Here is a 25458-nt window from a genome sequence, read left to right on the forward strand (position 1 = left end):
TCAAATCTCCAGATCATTCGTCCACACGGACTTCTCGGAACATGCCCATTTCCATGTGGAGCAGTAGGTGGCAGTGATAGGCCCAACGACCTAATGCATCCGCAGTTACGCGATAACTTCGTTTAGAGCCAGGCGGCATGTCGATGGTGTGTTTTCGAACCATGAAATTACCGTTCTCGTCTTCCAGATCACTCCACATGCCATGGAGGTGAATTGGATGCGTCATCATGGTGTCGTTGACCAAGGTGATGCGAAGACGCTCGCCATATTTGAGACGCAGCGGTTCGGCATCTGAAAATTTGATTCCGTCAAAGGACCAGGAGAATTTTTCCATGTGACCAGTGAGATGAAGCTCGATTGTTCTACCTGGATCGCGGCCGTCGGGATCAACGAACGTGCTTCGCAGATCTGCGTAGGTAAGGACACGACGCCCGTTGTTCCGCAGTCCGATTCCTGGATCGTTCAACTTAGGTGTTGGCGACATCGTTTGCATGTCGACCAATGGATTATTGGTCTCCGACGCAGGGTGAACCTGCATGGCGCCGCCCATCCCAGCCATCTTGCTGTGATCCATGCCAGCCATGCTGCCCTGGTCCATCCCGGCCATCTTGCTGTGGTCCATGCCAGCCATGCTGCCCTGGCCCATCCCGGCCATCTTGCTGTGGTCCATGCCAGCCATGCTGTCCTGGCCCATCCCGGCCATCTTGCTGTGGTCCATGCCAGCCATGCTGTCCTGGCCCATCCCGGCCATCTTGCTATGGTCCATGCCGGCCATGCTTCCATGGTCCATCCCACCCATACTGCCGTGATCCATGCCCATATCGCTCATCGAGATTAGAGGGCGTGGATCAACGGCTGGTACTGGTGCTTGCATACCTTCGCGCACGGCCAGGGTGCCTCTGGAGTAACCAGTACGATCCATGGATTGCGCAAAAATGGTGTAAGCCTGTGCATCGTCTGGTTCGACGATGACATCGAAGGTTTCGGCTACTGCAATTCTGAATTCATCCACGTTCACCGGCTTGACATGCTGCCCATCGGCCGCAACTACAGTCATTTTCAAACCAGGGATCCGGACATCGAAGTACGTCATGGCGGATGCGTTGATGAAGCGCAGACGAATCTTTTCGCCCGGCTGGAAGATGCCCGTCCAGTTACCGTCCGGAGCCTGGCCATTCATGAGATAGGTGTAGGTATAGCCACTAACGTCGGCCAAATCAGTGGGGCTCATTTTCATCTCAGCCCACATTTTCCGATCCGCTACTGCTGCTGACCAACCCATCTCACTGACGTCATTGACGAAGTCGCCAACCGTCCGCTTATGGAAGTTGTAGTAGTCCGACTGCTTTTTGAGCTTGGACAGTACTCTGGCAGGGTCCTCGTCCGTCCAATCGCTGAGCAGCACGACGTAGTCTCGCTCGTAGGTGAACGGCTCGGGCTCCTTCGCATCGATGACCAATGCGCCGTACACTCCGATCTGCTCCTGAAGACCAGAATGGCTGTGGTACCAGTAGGTACCGTTCTGATGGACCTTGAACTTGTACTCATACATGCCATCGGGTGCGATGCCATGGAAACTTAGGCCTGGGACACCATCCATGTTTGCCGGCAGAATGATGCCGTGCCAATGGATAGATGTGTCCTGCTGCAAACGGTTTCGAACCCTAAGGGTGACAGTGTCACCTTCGCGCCAACGAAGAATGGGACCGGGCAGTGAGCCGTTGATCGCCATTGCCGTGCGAGCAGCTCCGGTAATATTGACTGGCAGCTCACCGATATACAGATCAAAATCGTTCCCTGTCAGCACGTTAGCTTGGCCAGGGCTGGTCACGGCCCATACCGGCGTGCGCCACATGCCCAATCCACCCAATAATCCAGTGGCGGCCAAGCCTTTAACGAAGGATCGTCTCGTGGTTTTGCTTTGCATGCCGTAGTGTCCAGTGAGTCAGGTAATTCGCTGATATCCGGGCCTGCGCGAAGCCGCAGCACCCCGTTTCCTTAGAATTCCCGCAAGCTTTGTGAATTTCATACACAAGATGCGGCGGGAACGAGCACTCTGAAGCTGCCACACAAAAGATTCGTGAGTGATTACATTTCTGTAAGCTCGACTCAGCAATTCTCGTGTTTGGTCTCTCGTTGCTTAGCAGCAACTGGGACGGTGTCCTTCTTCTGCTGCGCGATCTGATAGGCCTGCATAGACGATTGGCGAGCTGTCTCCATCCTTGCAAAAGTGCGGTCGGCACCACCTTCAGCTAGGGCAACGCCAGCCAAACCAAAAGTGATCATCATCACAAGCGCTTTCACCATGTTCATTCCTAGTCTCTCTGCAGTCAGTTGGAGGCCCATTGGGTAGGCTTGGAGTCAACAATAGCCCCGCCTCGCTTTCAGGTAGCTGAGCTCGACGTTACAGATCTGTCAGCTTCTAGGGTCCAAGGAACCTCATCTGTTCCGGACCTTTCGAGAGGCTGACCAAGGAAAACTGCAGCCACGCGTCACCCAAAAAAACGGCGCCGGTTGGGCGCCGCAAGGCCAAGGAGCACTGGGGAACGGCCACGAAGAATGGATTATGGATGACATTCCTTGTCCGCCATCATGAGCTGGTGTTCACGAACCATCTGACCAAGGACGTCATCTACCATCTTGTCGTGTTTCTCCATCCACACGAGATGCTCATCCTTTGACATGCCGGCTTTGGGGTGGTCTTGATGCAATTGGCTCATCAAATCCTGAAGCATAGACATGTGTTCTTTCATATGAACGTGCCGTTGGCTGGGGTCGGCTTTCTCCGCCTTGATCAACACAGCTTCGGCCTTGTCTCGAAGTGACTGAATTCTTTCAAGTGCGCGGTCGCTTCCACCTTCAGCAAACGCAGCTGACGATATCAGCATAGCTGTAGCAAGAATCATGGGTTTGAGCGATTTCACAGGACGATCTCCATCAGGTTGTCAGGGTCACTGCTACCGCTAAATGACAGACAGGATCGATTGAAATGCCTGTCATGAATGACCGTAGACGGGGCTGCCTGACAGCGGCCTGATGCCTAAATTACTTTTGCGTCAGGTTCTGGTTAGGTGGTGTTTTTGCTGCAAACTGGGCATGTACACCTTTGGGGTTGGAGCACATGAAATTACTCGTAGCTGAGGATGAGCCGAAAACGGGAGCCTACTTGCAGCAGGGCCTGGCAGAGGCAGGTTTCACCGTTGACCGAGTCCTCTCGGGTACCGACGCACTTCAAAATGCACTGAGTGAGAGCTACGACCTGTTGATCCTCGACGTCATGATGCCGGGCTTGGACGGGTGGGAAGTCCTGCGGATGGTTCGTGCTGCAGGTAAGGACGTCCCGGTCTTGTTCCTGACCGCTCGGGATGGAGTGGACGATCGAGTGAAGGGCCTTGAACTGGGCGCCGATGACTATCTGATCAAGCCCTTCGCCTTCTCTGAATTGCTAGCTCGGGTACGAACATTACTACGCCGGGGAACCAGTGCCTCAGCCCAAACCACCATGAAGATGGCAGACCTTGAGGTAGACCTACTCAAGCGCAGAGCCACCCGAAGCGGCAAGCGAATCGATCTGACTGCCAAAGAATTCTCTCTTCTTGAGCTGCTGATGCGCCGACGCGGCGAAGTGCTGCCCAAGTCCTTGATTGCCTCCCAGGTTTGGGACATGAACTTCGACAGCGACACGAACGTGATTGAGGTAGCAATTCGCCGCCTACGTGCAAAGATCGATGACGATTTCGCTCAGAAGCTCATTCATACCGCCCGTGGAATGGGTTACATGATGGATGAGCCAGAGTGATGCTGTCCCAATCCTCGCTGGTCAAGCGTCTGACCCTCATGATCATGTTCGCGGTCATTTCGGTACTGGTGGTCGCAGGCATCAGCGTCAACATGTTAAGCCAGCATCACTTTCGCATGCTTGATGAGCAGGCACTGTCCGAGAAACTGGAGTCGACAAGGCACATCCTGTCAATTCAAACACCAGGGACGAGGCAAGAGGAGCTGCGAGAACAACTGCGCGCGCTGCTGGGCGCACACCAAGATTTGACGGCGGAAATTCTCACCTCGGATGGCGGCGTACTTTTTTCTGATCTCAAAACCACCCTAATCCCCGACCGATACAAGGTGGCGGGAAAGGACAATATGTGGGAGTGGCAAGACAGTTCCCATAATTTCCGTGGTGTAACCTCTCGCGTTCAGATCCAAGGCGATCCAGCCCTGGGTACCGTCATGCTGATGCTGGATGTCACTAGCCATGCTCACTTCTTTGAAACGCTGCAACGGTGGTTCAGTATCGGCTTGGTCATTAGCGCATTGGTCAGCGCGGCATTGGGGTGGGTGGTTGCAAAAAGTGGCTTGCGTCCCGTGGAGCAGATAACAAAGGTTGCGACGTCCATGTCCGCGAGATCACTCCAAGAGCGCATCCCTTTGGAGCCTGTGCCCCTTGAACTTCAGGAAATGATCTTGTCTTTCAACGGGATGCTTGCACGTCTGGAAGACGCATTCATTCGTCTATCCAATTTTTCGGCCGATATCGCACATGAGCTAAGAACGCCAGTGAGTAATTTACTGACGCACACCGAGGTAGTGCTTACCAAAAAACGTGATGTGGTGGCGTACGAGGAGAACCTGTACTCGAATCTAGAGGAACTGAAGCGAATGTCTCGAATGATCGATGACATGCTTTTCCTCGCCAAAGCCGACAATGGCCTCATCATTCCTGAGCAAGTTGATATCAAACTCGAAAAGCTAGTGGCTAAGCTCTTCGACTACTACCAATTGGTGGCTGAGGATCGGGGTATACAGCTAAACCTCCAAGGAGAGGGGGTTGTCTCTGGGGACACACTCATGATCGACCGTGCCCTTTCCAACATCTTGTCGAACGCTATGCGGTACACCCCTGAAGGAAGCTCAATCTCAGTAAAGATCCAGGAAACCGCTGACACCGTGACCCTCACTACTCGAAATGGGGGGGGGCCAATTGCTCCAGAGCATGCCAAGAAAATCTTTGACCGCTTCTACAGGGCCGATCCGGCAAGACGGGAAGGGGGGCCCAGCAATGCCGGACTCGGCCTTGCGATAACCCGTTCCATTGTCGAAGCACACAACGGACGGATATGGTGCGCTTCGGAGGACGGTGAGACTGCATTCCACATTGCATTTCCTACCAGGACGCGGCCGATGAATGATCGTGCCCACCATTAATGCCGGGCTAATCGATTTAACCTACACTCGATCACTATGATCCGCTTTGTACGACTGCTCACCATCCTGCTGCTCGTTCTATCGCTTCCCCTCAACGGGATGGCGGGAATTGACTCGCCCATCGAGCCCTGCCCAATGCAGGAGATGGACATGGAAATGATGGCGGGCATGGAGCACGACTGTTGTCAGGACCAGGACCAAGGGAAGTCTTCCCAGCACGCCTCCAAAGCTTGCAAAGTCGGCCAAGAATGTAGAACCGCGAGCACACTCCAAGTCCGCTTGCTCGAACCCCAGCTGACCTTCTCTACTGCGCCCCCTGCGGATGCTTATGCCGTAAGCCTGGTAACTCGAGCGCCGCCAGATCACTGGCGTCCTCCGCGCGCCTGATTCCTTCGTAAACCTCACACCCGTTGTTCTGCCTTGGCGGCCGAACGATGGCATGCGCCTGTGCGCTGGTTTTTCGAGGAATCATGCTCATGACTCCCCTACGTTTCACTTCAGGACGGATACTTCCGGCTGCCCTGATAGTCCTGCTACCGATGCTATCGGCGCAAGCGGCTTCGCTTTCTCTGGATGATGCGCTGCAATTGGCTGAGCGTAATGCGCCTTCACTTCAGGCACGCCAGGAGCAGGTGTCGGCGGCGCGTCACTCCATCGTGCCAGCGGGTGAACTACCCGATCCGCGGCTTAACCTCGGGGTACAGAATCTACCGATCGAGGGCAGCGATCGCTGGAGCACCAACCGAGACTTCATGACCATGCAAGTGGTCGGGCTTTCTCAAGAGGTGCCCAACCGCGACAAGCGCAAAGCACGGGTCGAGACAGCACGGGCCACAGTCGAACGCGCTGATGCCGAAGCTGTCTTCGAGCGTTTGAAGGTGCGCGCGGCGACGGCGCAGGCTTGGGTGGCCACCTACACGGTGCAACGCAAGCTGCAACAGTTCGATGAGTTCTACAAGGAAAACCGCCTGCTGGCTTCCGCCGTGAGGGCCCGTCTGGCCGGCGGGGGCGGTTCGTCGGCCGATGCGCTTGCGCCGAGCCAGGAAGTAGCACAGCTGGATGAACAAAAGGACCTGCTAATGAGCCAGGCGGCCCAGGCAAGAGCGGCACTCAAGCGCTGGGTCGGACAGGACGTGGATGCACAAGCACCGGCTTTTCCGCAGTGGCCAGTGAAAGCACCGGAATACCTGCACGCCCTGCACGCGCATCCCGAACTGGCGGCCTACGGCGCCAAGACCCGTGAAGCCGAAGCACAGGTTCATCAGGCGGTCGCCGAGAAAAAGTCGGATTGGGGCTGGCAATTGGATTACCAGCGTCGTGGTCCGGACTTTAGCAACATGGTCAGCGTGCAAGTCAGTTTCCAGTTGCCGCTGTTCACAGGCTCTCGCCAAGACCCAACGATCGCTGCGCGGCAAGCTGAGGTGCGCCAGCTGGAAGACGAGCAAGAGGCTGCGCTGCGTGAACATACCGAGCGGTTGGAGTCAGATCTGGCGGAATACCAGCGCCTGCAGCGGGCAGTGACCCGTAGCCGCGAGACCCTATTGCCCCTCGCCGAGGACCGGGTTCGCCTGGCACTGGCGGACTACCGGGCGGGAAAGTCGACATTGAGTGAGGTGCTTGCGGCACGACGCCAGCGGGTCGAGGCCCGGCTACAGGATATCGACCTGCAAGGGCAATTAGCCGCGACAGCGGCGCGCTTGCACTTCGCATATGGAGAGGTTCGGGCATGAGACCTATGTCGATAGGATTGATCGCAACGCTCGCACTGGCCATAGGCGGTGGTGCGGGCTATTGGCTGGCTCAACAGGCCCAAAGTGGACCGGCGCCGACACCAGAACAACGCAAAGCGTTGTACTGGTATGACCCGATGTACCCTCAACAGCACTTCTCTGAGCCTGGTAAGTCACCTTTCATGGACATGCCATTGGTCGCCAAATATGCCGATGGCACACAGGATCAAGCAGAGCCTGCGGTACAGATCACCACGGGTATACAGCAGAACCTCGGCGTGCGGCTCACGACAGTGGCCCAGGGCCGCCTCGAACGCACGCTGCAGGTTAGTGGTGTGCTGGCCTTCGACGAGCGAGATTTCAGTGTGCTGCAAGCACGGACCGCAGGATTCGTCGACCGCACCTATGGCCGAGCCACGGGCGATATCGTGGCCAAGGGCGCACCGCTGGCCGATGTCTTGACCCCTGAATGGTCAGGATTGCAGGAGGAATATCTGGCAGTGCGGCGCTTGGGCGATGGCGAACTGCAGGCCGCAGCCCGCCAACGCTTATTGTTGGCCGGAATGCCTGCCGAGCTCATCGAGCGGGTCGCGCGCATTGGCAAGGTACAGAACCTTGTCACGCTGCTAGCACCAAGTGCCGGGGTGATCCAAACGCTGGACCTGCGTCCGGGCATGAGCGTGGTGCCGGGGGCTACCCTGGCGCGGATCAATGGTGTGGCCAACGTCTGGCTCGAAGCCGCAGTGCCGGAGGCGCAGGCCCAGGGCCTGCACGAGGGGCAGGCAGTGCAGGCGCATTTACCCGCCTATCCAGGTGAAGCCGTGCCGGGCAAGCTGACCGCTTTGCTTGCAGACGCCAACCCGCAAAGCCGTACTTTGCGCCTGCGTATCGAGCTACCCAATCCCGACGGCCGGCTGCGGCCGGGGATGTCCGCCCAGGTCGTCCTGCATCCAGCCGGGCAAACCGATACCACACTGCTAGTGCCCGCCGAAGCAGTCATCCGCACCGGCAAACGTGATCTGGTGATGCTGGCCGAAGACCAAGGCCGTTTCCGCCCAGTGGAAGTGGTGCTGGGTCAAGAGAGCGGCGGCCAGGTTGCCGTGCTGCAAGGGCTGCAGTCAGGCCAGCGGGTGGTGACATCGGGTCAGTTCCTCATCGACTCCGAAGCCAGCCTCAAGGGTATTGAGGCCATGACCACGCAGGAATCCCCACCTGCACCAGCACTGCCAGCACTGCATGAGGCAGACGGACGTATCGTGCAGATCGAGGGCAATCAGCTGACGATCGCTCACGGTCCCTTCCTCACCCTGGGCATGCCTGGCATGACCATGACCTTCCCCGTGTCTGATCCCACGCTGATTGTCGGGCTGAAGTTGGGCCAACGTATTCGCTTCGGAGTTCGCGAGCGGGATGAGGGCATGGTGATCGAGCAGATCAATGCGCTGGAGAGTCAACCATGATCGCGAAACTGATTCGCTGGTCGGTGGGCAACCGAGTGCTGGTGCTGCTCGCCACACTGTTCCTGGTGGCCTGGGGCGTGTTCTCGCTGCGCAGCCTGCCGATCGATGCACTGCCGGACCTGTCGGACGTGCAAGTGATAATCCGTACCTCCTACCCGGGTCAGGCGCCACAGATCGTCGAAAACCAGGTCACCTACCCGCTGACAACCACCATGCTCTCGGTACCGGGGGCCAAGACCGTGCGCGGCTTCTCGGCCTTCGGTGACAGCTTTGTCTACGTGCTGTTCGAGGACGGCACCGACCTGTACTGGGCACGCTCGCGGGTACTGGAGTACCTGAGCCAGGTGCAGTCGCGCTTGCCGGCGTCGGCAAAGCCGGTGCTCGGGCCGGACGCCACCGGCGTGGGTTGGATCTATCAGTACGCGTTGGTCGACCGCAGTGGCGGGCATGACTTGGCGCAATTGCGCAGCCTGCAAGACTGGTTCCTGCGCTTCGAGCTCAAGACCTTGCCGGATGTCGCTGAAGTGGCGAGCATCGGCGGCATGGTCAAGCAGTATCAGGTGGTGCTTGATCCGCTGCGGATGGCCAGCCTGGGCATCACCCAAGGGGAGGTGTCGGACGCTATCGGAAAGGCCAACCAGGAAACCGGTGGCGGCGTGCTGGAACAAGGCGAAGCCGAGTTCATGGTGCGGGCGTCAGGGTACCTGAAGACGTTGAACGACTTCCGCGCCATTCCCCTGCGCCTGGCCACCAACGGTGCGCCGGTGACACTCGGCGATGTCGCCACGGTGCAACTTGGCCCAGAAGCGCGTCGGGGTATCGGTGAGCTGGATGGTCAGGGCGAGGCCGTTGGCGGTGTGGTGATTCTGCGCAGTGGCAAAAACGCCAGGGAGGCCATTGCCCACGTCAAGGACAAGCTTGAAGCGCTGAAAAAGAGCCTGCCCAAGGGCGTGGAGATTGTCACGACCTATGATCGCAGCCAGCTGATTGACCGGGCAGTGGACAACCTCAGCCACAAGCTGATCGAGGAATTTATTGTGGTAGCGCTGGTGTGTGCGGCGTTTCTCTGGCACCTGCGTTCGTCGCTGGTGGCAATCGTCTCGCTACCGGTAGGGGTACTGATCGCTCTGATTGTCATGCGCCATCAAGGCATCAACGCCAACATCATGTCGCTTGGCGGTATCGCCATCGCCATCGGTGCGATGGTCGATGCTGCCGTGGTGATGATCGAGAATGCGCACAAGCGAGTGGAAGCCTGGCATGCACGCAACCCAGGGATGTCGCTGCGCGGCGAGCAGCACTGGAAAGTGATGACCGAGGCGGCGGTCGAAGTGGGGCCGGCGCTATTCTTCAGCCTGATGATCATCACCTTGTCGTTCATCCCGGTGTTCACCTTGCAGGCCCAGGAGGGACGACTGTTCGCTCCCCTGGCGTTCACCAAGACCTACGCCATGGCAGCCGCGGCAGGGCTGGCGGTGACCCTGGTACCCGTGCTGATGGGCTACTGGATTCGCGGCCCTCTGCCAGCAGAGGAACGTAACCCGCTCAACCGTGGCCTGATCCGTCTGTATCGGCCTGCGTTGGAAGTGGTGCTGCGCCGGCCCTGGATGACACTGGTTGGCGCGCTGGCGATCTTGTTCAGCAGCCTGTGGCCATTGAGCCAGCTGGGTGGGGAATTCCTACCACCGCTGGACGAAGGTGACCTACTGTACATGCCCTCGGCCCTGCCAGGCCTGTCGGCGCAAAAGGCCTCGGAGCTGTTGCAACGCACCGACCGGCTGATCCGTACCGTGCCCGAGGTCGCCAGCGTGTTCGGCAAGGCTGGCCGAGCCGAATCAGCGACCGACCCGGCGCCGCTGGAGATGTTCGAAACCATCGTGCGGCTCAAGCCGAAAGATCAGTGGCGTCCGGGCATGACCACCGAAAAGCTGATCGAGGAACTCGACCGTACGGTGCGGATACCGGGCCTGACCAACATCTGGATTCCACCGATCCGTAATCGTATCGACATGCTGGCCACCGGCATCAAGAGCCCGATCGGCGTGAAAGTGGCGGGCAGCGACCTGACGCAGATTGACCGCACGACCCAAGCCATCGAGCGAGCCGCCAAAACCGTGCCCGGTGTGACCTCGGCACTGGCCGAACGTTTGACCGGCGGCCGTTACATCGATCTTGACATCGATCGCCAGACTGCATCTCGATATGGCCTGAACATTGCCGACGTGCAGTCCATCGTTGCCGGTGCCATTGGTGGCGAGACCATCGGCGAGACGGTCGAGGGCCTGGCGCGCTACCCGATCAGCGTGCGCTACCCCCGCGAATGGCGCGACTCGGTCGAAGCCTTGCGCCAACTGCCGATCTACACCGCGCAAGGCGGCCAGATCACTCTCGGCACCGTGGCCCATGTGCGCATCACGGAAGGTCCTCCGATGCTCAAGAGCGAGAATGCCCGCCCATCCGGTTGGGTATACATCGACGTGCGAGGTCGTGATCTGTCCTCTGTGGTCGCCGACCTGCGCCAGGTGGTGAGTCGCGAGGTGAAGCTCGATCCTGGCATGAGCCTGAGCTATTCCGGCCAGTTCGAGTACCTGGAGCGCGCCAACGCACGTCTGGCCTGGGTGATACCGGCGACACTGGTGATCATCTTCGTGCTGCTCTATCTGACATTCGGTCGCCTCAGCGAGGCGCTACTGATCATGGGCACTTTACCTTTTGCCCTTACCGGCGGCGTGTGGCTGCTGTACCTGATGGGCTTCAATTTGTCGGTGGCCACCGGCGTGGGCTTTATCGCCCTGGCTGGGGTCGCGGCGGAGTTCGGGGTGATTATGCTCATCTACCTGAACAACGCATGGACCGAGCGACAGTCCAATAGTGAGCGCACGCAACTGGCGCTACTGGAAGCGATCCGTGAGGGTGCGGTGCAACGCATCAGACCCAAGGCGATGACTGTGGCGGTGATCGTCGCAGGCCTGCTGCCAATTCTCTGGAGTGATGGTACCGGCAGCGAAGTAATGAGTCGCATCGCCGTGCCCATGGTGGGCGGCATGCTCTCTGCCCCCTTGCTCTCTCTGTTCATTGTTCCTGCGGCGTATTGGTTAGTCCGGCGCCGTAATCTCGCAGTAACTAATAATTCCAAACTAGGAGAAACCCGATGAAAAACGTCTATCTCGGCGCTGTACTGATGTTGGCTTTCGCGGCTGGTGCACAGGCCCAGGACAGCATGGCAGGCATGAAGGACATGCAGATGAAGGCCGAGCAAGCGGCACCGGTCGCCCACGCGGAGGGTACGATCAAAACCATCGATCTCGATCAGGGCAAGGTCATCTTGGCACACGGACCAGTGGTCGCGTTGAAATGGCCAGCGATGACTATGGGGTTCAAGGCGACCGCGCAGCAGCTTGAAGGACTGAAGGTGGGGGACAAGGTGGCGTTCGACTTCCGGATGGAGGGCAGTGCGGCAACGATTGTTGAAATCCGGAAAGAGTAAGCAACCTACTCTCATGGAGGGGCCGTAGGACAATCGAGGCAGCTCCTAGGCAACACTTTGGGGGTTGCCACAATTAAGACCGCTTTGCTCAGGTACGGCTCTATCCAAGGACCCGCTTCGAAGGAGCTGCCTGGCGGCGGTGAGCGACAAAAATGAACTTTCAAGCCGGATGCAGTTGATCGGTCTGATGTCTGCCATTAGCCAGCAGCGGGGCATGCTCTGATCAGCCGCAGGAACGCTCAGCCTTGGTTGCCCTTTTCGCAGATGCACCAGTGGGGGAGGCTTCCAACTAAAAAATAGTCCATCCTCCCCTATCCCTAGGCAGAATGCGTGTCCCGCCCCCTACGGGGGCTGCCGGTAAGCGTTGCTCTTTCGCCCTGATTACCGCGCGCGAAGCCCGCGTCACACGAAACAGGAGCCTCGATCTACTCATTACTGGTTTGTGACAACCTTTATTTCTTTCAGTCGTGGCAGTTTTTTTGATCCGAGCCCTGGCTGTGACAACCTTTGTTTCGCTCAAGCCTGAACGGTTTTCCTTGGAGGCCCTGAAATCCAAGGGGGGCCGTGACAATGTTTATTTTCCTGACACACCAGTCAGTTAACGTTTCATCGCCACTAATGGGGCTGCTGCGCAGCCCTTCGCGGGTAAACCCGCTCCCACAGGTTTCGCGCCAGCTTGAGGCTTTGCGCAATCCTGTGGGAGCGGGTTTACCCGCGAAGGGCCGCAAAGCGGCCCCATTTGTCTTTTCCGGGACCGCGTTTTCGAATCCCACGACTTACGTGAAGTCCATCGCACGTCCGTCGACAAGGAAGTTTCCTACAGCATGCGTCTGGCATGGATCAATGTTTTCACACAGCGTTTGCCCTAACGTCGCGACTCCCCAGTCATCAAGGACGACAACAAATGCAGACTCTGGAACGAAAGCACGATATCCAGCCACTCGACGGCGCCGAACTGACCCTGCTGGTCAACGGCCTGCCAGCGGTGGCCAGCGCCGGAGAGACTGTCCTCAGCGTGCTCAATGCCATTGGCCTGCGCCAGCTGGCGCGCAATGACCACGACCAGCTCAGCGGCGCCTTTTGCGGCATGGGTGTATGTCACTGCTGCCTGGTGCAGATCGACGGGCGGCCCAAGCGTCGGGCGTGTCAGACGGTGGTCAAGCCGGGCATGCAGATCGAGACCGAAGTAAACCGCGTACAAGGGGAGGCCCGCTCATGAGCCTTCGTCCTGTGATCGTGGGTGGCGGCTCGGCCGGCATGGGCGCGGCCATCGAGCTGGCGGAACACGATGTGAATTGCCTGCTGTTCGATGAAGCCTCGCGCCCCGGCGGCGTGGTCTACCGTGGCCCGTTGCGTGCCGGCGTAGACCTCGGTTACCTCGGCCCTCGCTACGCCAAGGCCCTGAACACCCTGCACGAGGATTTCGCCGCCAACGCCAGCCATATCGACCTGCGCCTGAACCACCGCGTGGTGGGCGGCGATGACCAGCGCCTGATGGTGCTCGATGCCGACGAACAACTGCACGAGATCGACTATTCCCACCTGCTGCTGGCCGCCGGCTGCCATGAGCGCAATGTGCCGTTCCCCGGCTGGACCCTGCCGGGGGTGATCCTTCTGGGCGGGCTGCAACTGCAGATCAAGAGCGGCGTGGTCAAGCCGCTGGGCAGCACCCTGATCGCCGGTACCGGGCCGTTGCTGCCTTTGGTTGCGTGCCAGCTGCATGCCGCCGGGGCCAAGGTCAGCGGAGTCTATGAAGCCTGCGCGTTCAACCGCATCGCCAAGGAAAGCCTGGCGCTGATGAACAAGCCGCAGCTGTTCCTCGATGGCCTGAGCATGCTCGCCTACATGAAGCTCAATGGCATCCCCATGCACTACGGTTGGGGCGTGGTGGCGGCCACGGGCGAGGATGAGCTGCGCGAGGTCAGCGTCGCGCCCTATACCCAGGACTGGAAGCCGGACATGACCCGCGTGCAGCGCGAGACGGTGCAAACGCTGGCAGTGGGCTACGGCTTCATCCCACGCACCCAGCTCAGCCAGCAACTGGGCCTGGAACACGGTTTCAGCGAAGACGGCTATCTGCGCGCGGTGTGCAACGTGTGGCAGCAGAGCAGCCGCCCGAACACCCACCTGGCGGGTGACATGGCCGGTATCCGTGGCGGTGAGGCGGCAATGCTGACCGGGCGTATCGCCGCGGTGTCGATGCTCCTGCAGATGGGCAAGCTCGATGCCGAACAAGCCATCGAACGGCGCGAGCTGTACCTGGGCAAGCTCGCCGCGATCAAGCGCTTCCGCGCAGGTGTGGAGCGCTTCACCGCACGGGGGGCGGCGCAGGTCGAACTGCCCCAGGCCGACACGGTGATCTGCCGTTGCGAACACGTCACCCGCGAGCAGATTGACCTGGCGCTGGAACAGGGCGTGCAGGACATGGCCAGCCTGAAGATGCGTACCCGGGTGAGCATGGGCGACTGCCAGGGCAGGATGTGCGTCGGTTACTGCAGCGATCGCCTGCGCAGCGCCACCGGGCGCCAGGATGTCGGCTGGCTGCGGCCACGCTTCCCGGTGGACCCGATCCCGTTTTCCGCATTCGCACACCTCGGCACGGAGGCCTGAGCATGGCCAAGCACTACGACATCATCATCGCCGGTGGCGGCGTGATCGGCGCGTCCTGCGCCTACCAGCTGTCCAAACGCAGCAACCTGAAAATCGCCCTGATCGACAGCAAGCGCCCGGGCAACGCCACGCGCGCATCGGCGGGTGGCCTGTGGGCCATCGGCGAATCGGTGGGGCTGGGTTGCGGGGTGATCTTCTTTCGCATGATGTCCTCGCGCAGCAAGCGCGAGGCCAATGGCGCGGCGGTGGTGGTCGACTCCAGTACCCCGCATATCCTGCCGCCGTGCTTCTTCGACTTCGCCCTGCAGTCCAACGCGATTTATCCACAGCTGCACCGTGAGCTGATCGAGCGCCACGGCATGGACTTCAAGTTCGAGCGCACCGGGCTCAAGTACATCATCCAGGATGACGAGGACCAGCTGTACGCCGAGCATATCGTCAAGCAGATCCCCCATCTGGCCGACCAGGTGCGCTGGCTCGACCGCGACGCGCTACGGGCTTCGGAGCCGGCGGTAACGCAGCAGGCCAATGGCGCGCTGGAGTTCCTCTGCGATCACCAGGTCAGCCCGTTCCGCCTGGGCGACGCGTTCCTGGAGGCGGCGCGGCAGAACGGTGTCGACCTGTACCCCAACGTGAATGTCACCGGGGTGCTGCATCAAGGCTCGCGGATCAAGGGCGTGCGCACTGCCGAAGCCGGCGAGTTCCACTGCCACACACTGATCAACGCCGCGGGCGCCTGGGCTGCCGAGCTGAGCGAGTGGGCGACGGGCCTGAGCATTCCGGTCAAGCCGGTAAAGGGCCAGATCGTGTTGACCGAACGCCTGCCCAAGCTGTTGGACGGCTGCATCACCACCAGCGATTGCTACATGGCGCAGAAGGACAATGGCGAGATCCTGATCGGCAGTACCACTGAAGAGAAAGGCTTCGATGTCAGCAACACCTTCCCGGAGATCAGCGGGCTGGTGCAGGGGGCCATCCGTTGCGTGCCGGAGCTGGCGCAGGTGAATCTCAAGCGCACCTGGGCCGGGCTACGTCCGGGGTCGCCGGATGAGCTGCCGATCCTGGGGCCTGTGGATAATGTCGAGGGGTACTTCAATGCCTGTGGACACTTCCGCACCGGGATCCTCACGTCGGCGATCACCGGGGTGCTGCTGGACAAGGTTGTCCACAACGAGGTGTTGCCGCTGGATATCACGCCGTTTTTGGCGTCGCGGTTTGGTGATGGTGTGGACCAGAAGCTGGCGCACGGCTGAAGGGCGAATGTGGGAGCGGGCTTGCCCCGCGATATCGTCGGCAGGTACAACAATGTTGCCTGGCCTGGCGCAATCGCGAGGCAAGCCCGCTCCCACAGGGGTGAACGACAGACCTGCCGATCAGATCTGCATCGCCATCCCATCCACATTCATCGCCGCCTGGCGCAGGGCCTCGGAGCGGGTCGGGTGCGGGTGGCAGGTGAGGGCGATGTCTTCGGCCGAGGCCGAGAACTCCATGGCCACGCAGAACTCGCCGATCATCTCGCTGACGCTCGGGCCGACCAGGTGCACACCCAGCACCTCGTCGGTGTTGGCGTCGGCGAGCACCTTGGCGAAGCCTTCGGTCTCATGGTTGATCTTGGCGCGGCTGTTGGCGGTGAAGGGGAACTTGCCGACCTTGTAGGCGCGGCCCTCGGCCTTGAGCTGCTCTTCGGTCTTGCCCACCGTGGCCATCTCCGGGCGGGTGTAGATGACGCCCGGGATCAGGTTGTAATTGACCTCGTGCGGCTTGCCGTGGATGCGTTCGATGCAGGCCACGGCTTCGTCTTCGGCCTTGTGCGCCAGCATCGGGCCGGAGGTGACGTCGCCGATCACCCAGATGCCCGGGACCGAGCTGCGGTGATGGTCGTTGACCAGCATGCCGCGCTTGTCGGTCTCCAGGCCCACGCTCTCCAGGTTCAGGCCCTGGGTGTACGGGCGACGGCCGATGGCCACCAGCACATAGTCGGCTTGCAGGGTTTCGGCGGCGCCACCGGCGGCGGGCTCCAGGGTGAGGCTGACGCCATTGGCCGATGGCGTGGCCTGGGTGACCTTGCTGCCCAGCTTGAAGGTCATGCCTTGCTTGGCCAGGGCCTTCTGCAAGGTCTTCGCGGTTTCCGCATCGGTGCCTGGGCAGATGCGGTCCAGGTACTCGATGACCGTCACCTGCGCGCCGAGGCGGCGCCACACCGAACCCAGCTCCAGGCCGATCACGCCGGCGCCGATCACGATCAGGTGCTTGGGCACCTGGGGCAGGGAGAGGGCGCCGGTGGAGTCGATGATGCGCTGGTTGTCGATGGTCACGCCCGGCAGCGGGGTCGGTTCGGAGCCGGTGGCGATGACGATGTCCTTGGCCTGCAAGGTGGTTTCGCTGCCGTCCTCGGCCTTGACCACGACCTTGCCGACGCCGTCCAGGCGGCCCCAGCCCTTGACCCAGTCGACCTTGTTCTTGCGGAACAGGTACTCGATGCCCTTGGTCAGGCCGGTCACGCTTTCGTCCTTCTGTTTCATCATCTGCGCCAGGTTCAGGCTCGGCTTGACCTCGATGCCCAGGTGCGCAAACTCGTCACCGCTGGCCGCCTCGAACAGCTCGGAGGCGTGCAGCAATGCCTTGGAGGGCATGCAACCGACGTTCAGGCAGGTGCCGCCGAGGGTCGAACGGCCTTCCACGCAGGCCACGCTCATGCCCAGCTGGCCGGCCCGGATCGCTGCGTTGTAGCCGCCGGGGCCGCCGCCGATGATCACCACGTCATAGGATTTCATGGGTTAGTTACTCCAAGGGTGAGGAAGCGAAGAGGGGCATAAGGTTAGTCTGAGCGCGAAGGATTGTATACAATCTGCTGCGTTAGCCGTGCCAGATAGTTCTAGACCATGGTCGCGGTTAACGGAAACTTCGTACGAATGAACTACCCTCATGCGGTGGCGTCCGACTTGATAAGACGTGGCGTTCCGAATCCGTGAAAGGGAGGGTCATGAATGCTTGCGCAACTTCCACCCGTTTTGCAGAGCCTGGACATACCTTTGCGCGTCAAGCTGTGGGACGGCAACCAGTTCGATCTGGGGCCCAGCCCGCAGGTCACCATCGTGGTCAAGGACCCCCAGCTGATCGCCCAGTTGACCCACCCGAACCTGGAAGCGCTGGGTTCGGCTTTCGTCGAAGGCAAGCTGGAGCTCGAAGGCGATATCGGTGAAGTGATCCGGGTGTGTGACGAGCTCAGCCAGACGCTGCTCAAGGACGAGGACGACGTGCTGCCGCAGCGCACCTCCCACGACAAGAGCACCGACGCCGAAGCCATCTCCTACCACTACGACCTGTCCAATGCGTTCTACCAGCTGTGGCTGGACCCGGACATGGTCTATTCCTGTGCCTATTTCAAAGAGCCCGACAACACCCTGGCCCAGGCCCAGCAGGACAAGTTCGATCATCTGTGCCGCAAGTTGCGCCTGCAGGGCGGTGACTACCTGCTGGACGTCGGTTGCGGTTGGGGCGGGCTGGCGCGTTTTGCCGCCCGTGAGTATGGCGCCAAGGTGTACGGCATCACCTTGAGCAAAGAGCAACTGAAACTGGGCCGGCAGCGGGTCAAGGAGGAGGGGCTGGCCGACAAGGTCGACCTGCACATTCTCGATTACCGTGACCTGCCCGAGGATGGCCGCTTCGACAAGGTGGTCAGCGTCGGCATGTTCGAGCACGTGGGCCACGCCAACCTCGAACTCTATTGCCGCAAGCTGTTCAGTGCGGTGCGCGAGGGCGGGCTGGTGATGAATCACGGCATCACCGCCAAGCATGTGGACGGCCGCCCGGTGGGTCGTGGCGCGGGCGAGTTCATCGACCGCTACGTGTTCCCCCACGGCGAGTTGCCGCACATCTCGATGATCAGCGCGCGCATCTGTGAAGCGGGACTGGAGGTGGTGGACGTGGAGAGCCTGCGCCTGCACTACGCCAAGACCCTCAATCACTGGAGCGAGAACCTCGAGAACCAGCTGCACCGCGCCGCCGCGCTGGTGCCGGAGAAGACCCTGCGGATCTGGCGCCTGTACCTGGCAGGATGCGCCTATGCCTTCAGCAAGGGCTGGATCAACCTGCACCAGATCCTCGCCGTCAAACCTTTCGCCGATGGCCATCACGAGCTGCCGTGGACGCGTGAGGACATCTATCGCTGACGGGCTGCCCGGCGTGCCCCTGTGCGGCACGCCGAGGCGCTACAGGATCGGCGAAATCAAACGCGCGATACGCATCCCCAGTTGCTGCAGGCGATGGGTGTCGCGGCTGTCCTCGGCGGTGATCTCCCTGGCCTGTTCGAAGTCGTTCACCAGCATCTGCTCGACCTGGTCGGCGAAGGCGCGGTCCACGGTGAGCAGGGTGATCTCGAAGTTCAGGCGGAAGGAACGGTTATCCAGGTTGGCGCTGCCAATGGCCGTGACCTCATCATCTACCAACACCACTTTCTGATGCAGGAACCCCGGTTGATAGCGGAACATCCGCACGCCCGCGCGCACCGCCTCGAAGGCGAACAGGCTGGAGGCGGCATAGACGATGCGGTGGTCGGGGCGTGAGGGGATGAGGATGCGTACATCGACGCCGCGCAGCACGGCCAGGCGCAGGGCGGCGAAGATCGCTTCGTCGGGGATGAAATATGGGCTGGTGATCCAGACCCGGCGGGTGGCCGAGTGGATGGCTTCGAGGAAGAACAGCGCGCAGGTTTCCTGGGGATCGGCCGGGCCACTGGCCAGGGCCTGGCACAGCACGCCATCTTCAGGGTAGGTGTCCGGCAGGATCAGCGGCGGCAGCTGGCGCGTGGCCCAGTACCAGTCCTCGGCGAACGATTCCTGCAGGCAGGCCAATACCGGGCCGCTGATCTGCACATGGGTGTCGCGCCACGGCGACAGGCGCGGGTGCGCGCCGAGGTACTCGTCGCCCACGTTATGCCCACCGAGAAAACCCAGCAGCCCATCCACCACGACGATCTTGCGGTGGTTGCGAAAGTTGACCTGGAAGCGGTTGAACAAGCCGCGGCGGGTGGCGAAAGCCTGTATCTGCACACCGCCGTCGCGCAGCACCTGGCTGTAGCTGGCCGGCAGCGCGTGGCTGCCGACCCGGTCGTAAAGCACGAAGACCCTTACGCCTTCTGCGGCCTTGCGCAGCAGCAACTGCTGGAGCTCTCGGCCGAGCCCGTCGTCGTGGATGATGAAGAACTGCACCAGTACGGTGTCACGGGCCTGGTCGATGGCGGCGAAGATCGCCTTGAAGGTGGCTTCGCCATCGATCAGCAGCTTCACCTCATTATTGGCCAGGCACGGCATGCGCCCCAGCTTGGGCATGGCGCGCAGGGCCGCATAGCTGTCGGACTCACGCGCGGTCAGGGCTTCCTCCACCCATGGCCGCCAGTTGAGATTGGCCATGGCCACGTGCATCTCCTGGTTGGCCTGACGTCGGGCGTTAATGTAGGCATAGAACGAACGGGCACCGAAGATCAGGTAGGGGATGAGCGCGAAGTAGGGGATGAAGAACAGCGGCATGGCCCAGGCGATCGCACCTTGGGCTGTACGCACGGTGAACACGGCATGCAACGCAGCGATGATGCCGAGCAGATGAATCAGGCCGAGCACGTAACCGAAGAAGTAGGGGCTGTGATAATCCATACGCATCCTGCTTGCCGTGAGCACTGCCTTTAACAGACCACGTTCGTGGGGGTGGCTGCAACCTGCAAGGGAAAATGACGTCTAACGGCACAGTCCGGCCGGAGCCGGTAATTCGAGGAGCTTTCATCCATGAAGATTCGTCTGCCACTGCTTGCCCTGGTCGTGGGCCTGGGTAGCCCGTTGGTTCACGCGCAGATGCTGCAACCCGGCCTGTGGGAGCTGACCACCAGCAACATGCAGGTCGATGGCAAGCCGTTACCCGACATGCAGTTCATGCTCGGCCAGTTGAAGAATCTGCCGCCGGAGCAGCGGGCGATGATGGAAGGCGCCTTGGCCAAGCAAGGGATCAGCGTGGGTGGCAAGGGCGTGCGTTCGTGCCTGACCCCGGAGCAGGTCAAGACCAACGATATCCCGCTGCAAGACCCTCAGTCGGGTTGCACCCAGAAGATCACCGACCGCACCGGCAATGTCTGGAAGTTCCAGTTCAGTTGTCCGAAAGCCCAAGGGCAAGGTCAGGCCACCTTCCTCAGCGACAAGGAGTTCCTGACCAAGGTCAACGGCACCTTCAACGCATCGGGCGTGCAGCAGCAGGGCAGCATGGACACCCGGGCGGTATGGTTGGGCAACGACTGCGGCACCGTCAAACCCCGTACTTGATCACCACCGCCAGCGGCTGACAGCGACGGCGTCGTGGGCATGCAGGCTCTCTGCATGTTCCACGCGCACGCTGAACGCGCTCACCCACGGCAACTGGCGCAACGCCAGGTGCAGGCGCCGCGCGGCGTCCTCACAGAACATCAGGTTCTGCCCGTTGGCCAAAGCGAAGGCCTGTTCGTCGGCACGCTTCACGGCGGTTTGCACGGCTGTTCCTAACGCTTGCTCAGCCTGGTCGATCAACTCAGTCAGTGGCCACGCATCAGCGCCTGGTCGCACCTGCAGCTTGGCCGTGCTCCGTTGGCTGTGAGGTGTGGCGACGATGCCACTGCTGCTGCCCAGCCATTGGCGCACGCTGTCCCGGTCCAGCGGTTGGTTGGCGAAGTCCTGGTCGAACTGCGCCTGGATCAACTGCCTGGCCAGTGCGGCCGAGCAGGGGCAAGTGGAGGAGTAGGGAATATCTACGGATAGTTCCACGTGGAACATTTCATCTTTGAGCTGTGCATCGAGCCGCACCGGGTAGCGTTTCCATCCGGCCAGCGGGCTGATCAACGCCGGGCGTTTGAGCAGATGATCGAACTCCAGCCGCAGGTAGGCGGCCCTGGAAAGGCCCTGGTGGCTGGAGAGAAACTGCTCGAGGGTCTGGCGAATCAGCGGCAGGCTCAAGGGGTGGTGTTCGAGCGCTTCCAGCGCCAGGTACAAGCGCGACATGTGAATGCCACGCGTCGCATCGTCGTCCAGGCTGACCCCTGCGCTGGCATGGGCGTTCAGGCTGCGACCTTCCACCTGCAGCGGCAGGGCGATACCGCACATGCCTACCCAGTCCAGCGGCAGGCTGTGCTGGCTGCTTTGCGTGGCGATGTCGGGCAGGGAAAGGCTAAGGCTGGTCATGAAAGGTGTCCTGAAAAAGTAGGGCTCAACGGCAACCACCGAGCAGGCTGCAGTGCAGATCGAAGCGCTGGCCGCTGGAGCTCGAGACGCGATTGAGGGTGGTCCAGCCGACACGCCGGTTGTAACCGACCCAGGCTTCGCCATCGCTGGCCAGGCCAGTGAAGAAGGTGAGCGCGCCGTAGCGGCTGTTGGTTTGTGCCCACAGCCTCTTGCCCTGCACTTCGTAACCGCGCAGGTAGAAGGTGCTGCCTGCGCTGCGCACGCTGTAGTAGTTGCCCTGGCTGTCCTGGCAGGCCAACAGCGTGGCGCTGCGCGTACACAGCGCCAGGTCGGTGCGGGGCATGGCCAGTAAAGAGGCCGGCAGGGCAATCAGCAGCAACGCGCTGGCGCGGGGCAATTTCATCGATGAGGCACTCCAGGCAACCCTTCGGTCGAGACGGCTTGGCGAAATTGTATTGTTATAATATAACATGACGCAATGCATCGTTTCGAATGCGCCTGCCCGATGAGGTCCGTCATGCCCAACCGTCTTCCTGTCACCGTGCTGTCCGGCTTCCTCGGCGCCGGCAAGAGCACGCTGCTCAATCACGTTTTGCGCAACCGCGATAACCTGCGGGTTGCCGTGATCGTCAACGACATGAGCGAAATCAACATCGACGCCAGCGAGGTGCAGCGCAACGTCAGCCTCAACCGCGCGGAAGAAAAACTGGTGGAGATGAGCAACGGCTGCATCTGCTGCACCCTGCGTGAAGACCTGCTGGAAGAGGTTGCGCGCCTGGCGCGTGAGGGCCGCTTCGATTACCTGTTGATCGAGTCGACCGGGATCTCCGAACCGCTGCCGGTGGCCGAGACCTTCACCTTCCGTGACGAACAAGGCCGCAGCCTGTCGGACATGGCGCGGCTGGACACCATGGTCACCGTGGTCGACGGGCTCAACTTCCTGCGTGACTACCAGGCTGCCGACAGCCTGGCCAGCCGCGGCGAGACCTTGGGTGAAGAGGATGAACGTTCGATCAGCGACCTGCTGATCGAGCAGGTCGAGTTCGCCGATGTGTTGCTGCTGAGCAAGATCGATCTGATCGGCCAGCACGAACGTGAAGAGTTGATCGCCATCCTGCGCAGCCTCAATGCCCGGGCGCAGATCGTGCCGATGGTCATGGGCCAGGTGGCGCTGTCGCGCATCCTCGATACAGGCCTGTTCGACTTCGATCAGGCGGCGCAAGCGCCGGGCTGGCTGCAGGAGCTGCGCGGTGAGCACGTACCGGAAACCGAGGAGTACGGCATCGCCGCGACCACCTGGCAGGCCCGTCGGCCGTTTCACCCGCAGCGCTTCTTCGACTTTATCAACACGCCTTGGAGCAATGGGCGGCTGCTGCGCTCAAAAGGGTTTTTCTGGCTGGCCAGCAAGTACCAGGAGGCCGGTAGCTGGTCACAGGCGGGCGGCATGATGCGCCATGGCCTGGCCGGGCGTTGGTGGCGCTTCGTTTCGCGTGAGCAATGGCCGCAAGATGAAGCGGATCGGGCGGCGATCCTCAAGCAATGGTCGGTGGACACCGGTGACTGCCGTCAGGAACTGGTATTCATTGGCCAGAACATCGACTTTGCACAGTTATCCACAGCGTTGGATGCCTGCCTGCTGAGCGAGGAAGAAATGGCCTTGGGGCCCATGGCCTGGCTACAGCTGGCAGACCCGTTCGGCCCTTGGATCGAGGAGCAGGCGGCATGAGGCTCGCGGCCCAGGTTGTGGATATCTGCCAGGTCTTCGGGCCGTCACCCAAGGTGATGACGGACGTGCTCAAGGATAGCGTCAACCTGGCCGTCTGGCAGCGCCAGTTGCCGGCCCAGGTCGAGGATTTCTGCGCGCTGGTGCTGAGCCTCGGCCAGACACTGGCGGACGAGCGGGTGATCGATGTCGACGAGCAGCAGCCGCCACAGCTGCCGGGGCTGCTCCGGGAAGCGGCCGATCTGCATGGCTACGAAGGTTTCGTCGCCGACGTGGCGTGGCTGGTGGCGGCCTACACCTGCCTGCTGGGTGCACGGCGCATCGGCTTGCGCCTGCGGGTACTGGATGGCGCCATGTGCCCGCGTTTCCATGTGGATAACGTGCCGGTGCGCCTGCTCACCACTTATGCCGGTAGCGCCAGCCAATGGCTGGAGGAGGGCGCGATAGACCGTACAAGGTTGCAACTCGATCAACCAGCTGTGGATAACATCCGCCAGCTGGCGGCGGGTGACGTGGCGCTGCTCAAGGGCGAGAAATGGCTTGGCAACGAAGGGGCAGGCCTTATCCACCGCTCGCCGCTGACGGCGCCCGGCGAGCGGCGCCTGCTGCTCAGCCTTGACTGGCTGGCCTGACGGGGCATAGTGGGCCACGCACTTGCCTGATACCTACCTATGCTGCAGAACATTCCCACCCATGTAATCGCAGGCCCACTGGGCGCCGGCAAGACCAGTCTGATCCGCCAGTTGCTGGCGCAGCGCCCGGCCAACGAGCGCTGGGCGGTGCTGGTCAACGAGTTCGGGCAGATCGGCCTGGACGCGGCAATGCTGGCGCGTGATGACGATGGCATTGCCATCGGTGAAGTGGCGGGGGGCTGCCTGTGTTGTGTCAATGGCATGCCGTTCCAGGTGGGTCTTGGCCGCTTGCTGCGCAAGGCGCGCCCACACCGGCTGTTCATCGAGCCCTCTGGGCTGGGCCATCCCCGGCAATTGCTGCAGCAGCTGGGGCAGGCGCCGTGGCAGGCTGTGCTAGCCGTGCAGCCGCTGCTGATGGTGCTGGATGCCCAGGCGCTGGCCAAGGAAGATCCGCTGCCCGAAGCGCAGCAGGCAGCGTTATCGGCAACCGCACTGTTGGTTTTCAACAAGTCGGCCTCTGTGGATGAAGCCAAGCGCCTGTTGATAACTGCGCGATTCCCTGGGTTGCCGGGGGTCTGGACGGATCATGGGGTATTGCCGTTGGAGCGCTTGCCCGGTTTTTCCACAGTCGCTGACGCCGAGGCGGCGTTGCAGCGGCTGGCTGTGGGCAACTCTATCGCCGCGCCGTCAGCGTTGTGGACAAATCCATCCGAGCCGATCTGCCAGGCCAGTGAGGGTGAAGGGGGTTGGAGCGTGGGCTGGCGCTGGCACCCCAGTCAGCGTTTCGATCCCGCGCAGTTGAACGCCTTCTTGCGAGCCTGGCCATGGCGCCGGGCCAAAGGGGTTATCCACAGCCCGCAGGGCTGGCAGTCATTCAACGGCCTTGAAGGCCACGAGCCCGAGTGGCAGCCAAGCGAGTGGCGCAGGGATTCACGTCTGGAATTGATCTTCGCAAAAGCCCAGCCATTGGCCGAGCTGCAAGCCGCGCTGGCGGCCTGCCGACTGGGTGACTGATCAGTTGTGCCAGCGGTTGTGCTCCTGGCGCCACTGCTGCATCTCGATGACGTTGTCGGTGCGTGGCGGGGTCTTGATCTCGAAGGGGTAGGGCGCCAGCTCGATCTGCACACTGTGCGCGCCGAACTGGGTGACGGTGCCCGGATGGCGTTGCTCGCCGGTGACGGTGAATTCGAAGTTGTAGATGCGTGCCAGGCGCTTGCGGCCATTTGCGTCACGCACGAAGGCGATGCGTTTGAGCGCCACGGCGTCGTCCAGCAGCTCGAGGTCGAGCTTTTCGCAATGCTGTTTCACCCGCGCCAGGGCCTTTTCGCGCAGCCCGTGGTTGTGCCATAGCCAGGCGCCAGCGGACGCCACCAGCATCAGGACGAAGATGTTTTCGAGGGTCAGCATTTGCGTAA

At 61.1% G+C, this 25458-nt stretch carries 22 protein-coding genes; 14 read left to right on the top strand and 8 right to left on the bottom strand.

The annotated features are described in order from the left end of the window. Window positions 1-13: 13 nt before the first annotated feature. From RTH46_RS00830 to RTH46_RS00840, 3 genes are all read right to left on the bottom strand, one after another. On the bottom strand, window positions 14-1927 hold the full coding sequence (locus RTH46_RS00830; RefSeq protein WP_316904849.1) for a copper resistance system multicopper oxidase: 1914 nt from the start codon (window positions 1925-1927) through the stop codon (window positions 14-16). A gap of 182 nt (window positions 1928-2109) precedes the next feature. Beyond that, entirely contained in the window at window positions 2110-2313 is a 204-nt protein-coding gene (locus tag RTH46_RS00835) for a co-regulatory protein PtrA N-terminal domain-containing protein (protein WP_316904850.1), read from the bottom strand. 251 nt (window positions 2314-2564) lie between these two features. Further along, window positions 2565-2924, bottom strand: a complete 360-nt coding sequence (locus tag RTH46_RS00840; RefSeq protein WP_049274248.1) for a co-regulatory protein PtrA N-terminal domain-containing protein — start codon at window positions 2922-2924, stop codon at window positions 2565-2567. Window positions 2925-3121: 197 nt separating this feature from the next. Between RTH46_RS00840 and RTH46_RS00845 the strand changes: the two genes are divergently transcribed. From RTH46_RS00845 to hcnC, 9 genes are all read left to right on the top strand, one after another. Then, window positions 3122-3799 carry a heavy metal response regulator transcription factor gene (locus tag RTH46_RS00845; RefSeq protein WP_023628542.1) on the top strand — a complete coding sequence of 226 codons (678 nt, stop codon included), beginning with the start codon at window positions 3122-3124 and terminating at the stop codon, window positions 3797-3799. After that, the gene (locus RTH46_RS00850; protein ID WP_316904851.1) at window positions 3799-5205 is read left to right on the top strand and encodes a heavy metal sensor histidine kinase; all 1407 of its coding nucleotides are present in this window, start codon (window positions 3799-3801) and stop codon (window positions 5203-5205) included. Before RTH46_RS00845 ends, RTH46_RS00850 begins: the two co-directional genes overlap by 1 nt. A gap of 476 nt (window positions 5206-5681) precedes the next feature. Continuing rightward, a complete protein-coding gene (locus RTH46_RS00855) occupies window positions 5682-6935 on the top strand; it encodes a TolC family protein (RefSeq protein ID WP_088851454.1) in 1254 nt (417 codons plus the stop codon). Beyond that, complete coding sequence (locus tag RTH46_RS00860; RefSeq protein WP_316904852.1) at window positions 6932-8395, top strand: efflux RND transporter periplasmic adaptor subunit; 1464 nt, start codon at window positions 6932-6934, stop codon at window positions 8393-8395. The genes RTH46_RS00855 and RTH46_RS00860 overlap by 4 nt, the downstream gene beginning before the upstream one ends. Beyond that, window positions 8392-11550, top strand: coding sequence for an efflux RND transporter permease subunit (locus RTH46_RS00865; protein ID WP_316904853.1), 3159 nt, complete (start codon window positions 8392-8394; stop codon window positions 11548-11550). Before RTH46_RS00860 ends, RTH46_RS00865 begins: the two co-directional genes overlap by 4 nt. After that, entirely contained in the window at window positions 11547-11882 is a 336-nt protein-coding gene (locus RTH46_RS00870) for a copper-binding protein (protein ID WP_316904854.1), read from the top strand. The genes RTH46_RS00865 and RTH46_RS00870 overlap by 4 nt, the downstream gene beginning before the upstream one ends. Window positions 11883-12786: 904 nt before the next feature. Further along, a complete protein-coding gene (gene hcnA, locus RTH46_RS00875) occupies window positions 12787-13101 on the top strand; it encodes a cyanide-forming glycine dehydrogenase subunit HcnA (RefSeq protein WP_153786796.1) in 315 nt (104 codons plus the stop codon). Further along, window positions 13098-14492, top strand: a complete 1395-nt coding sequence (hcnB, locus tag RTH46_RS00880; protein ID WP_153786795.1) for a cyanide-forming glycine dehydrogenase subunit HcnB — start codon at window positions 13098-13100, stop codon at window positions 14490-14492. The genes hcnA and hcnB overlap by 4 nt, the downstream gene beginning before the upstream one ends. 2 nt (window positions 14493-14494) lie before the next feature. Beyond that, window positions 14495-15745, top strand: coding sequence for a cyanide-forming glycine dehydrogenase subunit HcnC (hcnC, locus tag RTH46_RS00885; protein ID WP_316904855.1), 1251 nt, complete (start codon window positions 14495-14497; stop codon window positions 15743-15745). A 120-nt stretch (window positions 15746-15865) separates the two neighbouring features. On the opposite strand, the gene lpdA is transcribed toward hcnC, so the two are convergent. Then, the gene (gene lpdA, locus RTH46_RS00890) at window positions 15866-17266 is read right to left on the bottom strand and encodes a dihydrolipoyl dehydrogenase (protein ID WP_316904856.1); all 1401 of its coding nucleotides are present in this window, start codon (window positions 17264-17266) and stop codon (window positions 15866-15868) included. 213 nt (window positions 17267-17479) lie between these two features. Here lpdA and cfaB point away from each other — a divergent pair, with 213 nt between their 5' ends. Next, window positions 17480-18664, top strand: a complete 1185-nt coding sequence (gene cfaB, locus RTH46_RS00895) for a C17 cyclopropane fatty acid synthase CfaB (protein ID WP_153786792.1) — start codon at window positions 17480-17482, stop codon at window positions 18662-18664. Window positions 18665-18703: 39 nt separating this feature from the next. Here the strand turns inward: cfaB and cls are convergent, their stop codons facing one another. Further along, entirely contained in the window at window positions 18704-20143 is a 1440-nt protein-coding gene (gene cls / locus RTH46_RS00900; protein WP_153786791.1) for a cardiolipin synthase, read from the bottom strand. A 129-nt stretch (window positions 20144-20272) separates the two neighbouring features. Here cls and RTH46_RS00905 point away from each other — a divergent pair, with 129 nt between their 5' ends. Then, entirely contained in the window at window positions 20273-20800 is a 528-nt protein-coding gene (locus tag RTH46_RS00905) for a DUF3617 domain-containing protein (protein ID WP_153786790.1), read from the top strand. Here RTH46_RS00905 and folE2 read toward each other — a convergent pair whose 3' ends face one another. Together folE2 and RTH46_RS00915 are read right to left on the bottom strand one after the other, a co-directional pair. After that, window positions 20801-21688: a GTP cyclohydrolase FolE2 gene (gene folE2, locus RTH46_RS00910; RefSeq protein ID WP_316904857.1), complete on the bottom strand. Its 888-nt coding sequence runs from the start codon at window positions 21686-21688 to the stop codon at window positions 20801-20803. A 25-nt stretch (window positions 21689-21713) separates the two neighbouring features. After that, window positions 21714-22091 carry a glutamine synthetase gene (locus tag RTH46_RS00915; protein ID WP_316904858.1) on the bottom strand — a complete coding sequence of 126 codons (378 nt, stop codon included), beginning with the start codon at window positions 22089-22091 and terminating at the stop codon, window positions 21714-21716. A gap of 114 nt (window positions 22092-22205) precedes the next feature. Between RTH46_RS00915 and zigA the strand changes: the two genes are divergently transcribed. Genes zigA through RTH46_RS00930 form a run of 3 tightly spaced genes read left to right on the top strand, consistent with a single transcriptional unit; the run spans window position 22206 to window position 25057 of the window. Continuing rightward, window positions 22206-23414, top strand: coding sequence for a zinc metallochaperone GTPase ZigA (gene zigA, locus RTH46_RS00920; protein ID WP_316904859.1), 1209 nt, complete (start codon window positions 22206-22208; stop codon window positions 23412-23414). Then, a complete protein-coding gene (locus RTH46_RS00925; protein ID WP_316904860.1) occupies window positions 23411-24043 on the top strand; it encodes a DUF1826 domain-containing protein in 633 nt (210 codons plus the stop codon). Before zigA ends, RTH46_RS00925 begins: the two co-directional genes overlap by 4 nt. A 39-nt stretch (window positions 24044-24082) precedes the next feature. Next, window positions 24083-25057 carry a CobW family GTP-binding protein gene (locus RTH46_RS00930; RefSeq protein WP_316904861.1) on the top strand — a complete coding sequence of 325 codons (975 nt, stop codon included), beginning with the start codon at window positions 24083-24085 and terminating at the stop codon, window positions 25055-25057. Here RTH46_RS00930 and RTH46_RS00935 read toward each other — a convergent pair whose 3' ends face one another. After that, window positions 25058-25450, bottom strand: coding sequence for a DUF3301 domain-containing protein (locus RTH46_RS00935; RefSeq protein WP_153786784.1), 393 nt, complete (start codon window positions 25448-25450; stop codon window positions 25058-25060). Window positions 25451-25458 lie beyond the last annotated feature (8 nt).

It is taken from the genome of Pseudomonas sp. zfem004, assembly GCF_032621715.1.
GTDB classification, from domain to species: Bacteria; Pseudomonadota; Gammaproteobacteria; order Pseudomonadales; family Pseudomonadaceae; genus Aquipseudomonas; species Aquipseudomonas sichuanensis.